Annotated in this window: 1 protein-coding gene; it reads right to left on the reverse strand. The window is 54.6% G+C overall.

The window, feature by feature from the left end:
• Window positions 1-202: 202 nt before the first annotated feature.
• Entirely contained in the window at window positions 203-2,839 is a 2,637-nt protein-coding gene (locus tag PG883_RS22995; protein WP_270808377.1) for a CDP-glycerol glycerophosphotransferase family protein, read from the reverse strand.
• Window positions 2,840-3,048 lie beyond the last annotated feature (209 nt).

The raw sequence follows: 3,048 nt of genomic DNA on the forward strand, positions 1-3,048 counted from the left end.
CCTTAGACCGCGCAAATGTTTGGATTTCAGGCAACCGCAGATCGTGTTTGATGAACTACGACAGGTTGCTTGATTTGGCGGGTGTTGCACTTCGGAGTTGAATTCGCGCCGACCAATCCATTTATCTTGCCCAGCCTTTTTCTGGCTGGGCAACAGATGGGAAATAGAGCTCTGGAGCCAGTTCCCGGCAGAATTATGCGATTTATTTTCGCACATCCTGTATCGCCAGCAGCATCTGGGCCGTGTTAAGCCTTTCCCAGCAATCCACTGGAGCCTGATCTGGGTAGAAGCGCAGCAGCCCAGCCCAGCAATGAGCCGCTAGTTGCCATTGTCCGGTCAGTTGGGCCAGTTCGGCCATCAGATGCCACTCCGGCATCGACTCAGGCAACCGGCACTCTGGTTGTTGCAACAGCGCCAGCCCCTCCTCCAGTCGCCCTGTCATCCGGTAGGCCAATGCGAGATGGAAAGGAGCATCTCGTGAATCACCCAGCAGGGTTGCCCACAGCTCGGCCGCTTCTACCCAGCGCTTTGTATCCAGTAGCATCATGCCGACGGCCAACCTCAGCTCGCGGATGGCCCGCCGTACCGCAGCAGTCTCAAGCGTCGCTGTTGGCAGGGCGGCCAGGGTGGCATCGGCACGGTCAAACAGGCGCAAGTGACACAGGGCATCCAGGAATACTGCAACCAATTCTGCCGGCATATCTGCCAGAACCTGGTACGCTCGTTCCGATTGGACCACTACGTCTTCCCACTGTCTCCTTTCAGCCGAGAGCAGTGCCTTTTCCAGCCGCCATTGCGGGTCAGGTTGGGTGTGTTTCAAGTAGTTCGATAATTGGCACAGCGCCGCATCTTGCAAGCCTTGCTCCCGCAAGCAACGAGATAGCAGCAGTTGCGGTTTCAGCACAGAAAGTTCTGCTTCATCAAACTCGACGAGAATGGCTTCCAGACGAATCGATGCCGCCACGTAATCTTGCTGAGCCAGGTCTGACCAAGCCTGGGCAAGCTCTTGTTGCCGAGTTGGCAATGCAACTGCCCAAGGCTGTGTCAAGGCCAGCTCCAATGCCACCACCTGCTTCGTTTCAGCCAGGCAGCGTAAATAGCACAGTTGGTCGGCCAGGGTTAGAAGTGGCTGCTGTTGCCAGTATGCTGCGGCTTCTCTCCATTGATGGCGATCCGCCAGCAAACGAACCAGTTCTTGTCTTGCCCATTCGTTTTGATCTGTATCCAACATCGATTCGAGCAGGGTTTGCGCTTCCCCTGTGCGGCCTGATTTTCGCAGTGCTTCTGCCCACGGCTGCAGCGCCAAGGCTTGCATCTCAGCATTGCCCCGCTCATGCAGCAGTTGCCAACGCTGTGCGGCCAGTGGCCAGACACGCTGCGCCGTGGCATGCCCGGCGTATTGCTGCACAATGGCGAGGTCGATAAAGGCTGGATCACGGGGCGTATCCAACGCACATATCGCCTGATATACCCGTTCGCAATTCTTACCATCGTTGAATGGGAAGGTGTCGGCAATACGCTGGCAAACCTGTGCCGACGGTCGCGCCTCGTTGGCCAGTAAGATGGCCAGCTCATCGAACAGCGCCTGCTCCTCGGTCACCACAGGCCCAAAGCCGTGCTGACGGTAGTCGAAATAGCCCTTGGCATAGGTATGGCCGCCCGAGAACATCTCGGCCTCGTCAAACTGATAATAGAGTACCGGTTTGCCCTGGATCGCCATTTCGAAGGCCACTGAGGAGTAGTCGGTGAGCATCATGGCGGCGCGTTTGAACAGGTCCTGCATACTGCCTTCGGCGTGGGTCATCACCTCGATAAAGTCCGGTACCGCAAATTGCGCGAGATAGGGCTGGATATAGGCGTGGGGGAAGAACACCACCCGATAACCGGATGATTCACACAGTTCGCGCAGGCGCGGATTGTGCAAGACGCTGCTCCAATGCTCGGCAAAGGCAGTCTGCATAAAATCGGGATTGAGCTCGCATTCACTGCCATTTCCGGTTCTTTTCCCAACAGCAGACAGGCGCCAGGTTGGTATCAGCAAGATCAGCTTTTCACGCTTGGCCGTCTCGTGGATCAAACGGTCATGACGTGGTAGGCCAGTCAGGGCTACCTCTTTCGTGGTATATTTGTAGCCGTTATCATCTCCAGCGACGGAGTGATATTCCGCCGTTGAGGTGGTGATAAAACAGTCGATCTGCTCCTTTTGATTAAGCCAGCCGGATAGATCATCCTTAATCACGCCATGCTGCAGAAACACCAGATGCCGACCGACCCACATTTTTGGTCCCAGATAGTTGCTCACATAATGATCAATATGGGAGCTAATCAGCTTGCTACAACTCTTGAGGGCTGCCTCGTGCTCCGCACTGCCATAGGCTAGCAGATTGAAACCCTCGGCACTTAAGCGCGGCCAGTCATGAGATGACTGTTGCAACACGAAGAAGATGGGTTGCTCCGGGTATTGCGCACTGATGTAACGATACAGGTGTTCCGCATTGTCATCGGCCTGGGTATCGCGGTCCATTAGTAGCCAGGCGTCGGTATAGCGCTGGTCTTGATCGTATTTAGGACGCACAGATGAGAAATGACGCTCGATCAATGATACGTCGAGGCCATCGGAGTGATTCTTGCCACCCAAGGACACGCGGGTAGGTAAGCCGCCGATATTAACGGTGAGCTTGCCTGTTTTTGGCAAATGAACCCACAGTCGCCGCTCCTTGGTGAAGCAACTGCCTAAGAAATCATGGTGAACAGTTTTTGCATGATCCGGTATCAAGTCGGTATTTGCCACGCAGATTTGCTCAAAACCGACATCGGCGCAAAAATAGCGCAGTTGCACCTGCTGCTTCTGTCGATCAAAGGCTTCGATATATGTGATTTGAAAGTCCGGTGTGCTTCCCTTAAAGCGACCCAGTATTCCCACTTTATGGTAAAACCAACCGCGAATTCAACTCCGAAGTGCAACACCCGCCAAATCAAGCAACCTGTCGTAGTTCATCAAACACGATCTGCGGTTGCCTGAAATCCAAACATTTGCGCGGTCTAAGG

It is taken from the genome of Aeromonas sp. QDB25, from assembly GCF_027707725.1.
GTDB classification, from domain to species: domain Bacteria; phylum Pseudomonadota; class Gammaproteobacteria; order Enterobacterales; family Aeromonadaceae; genus Aeromonas; species Aeromonas caviae.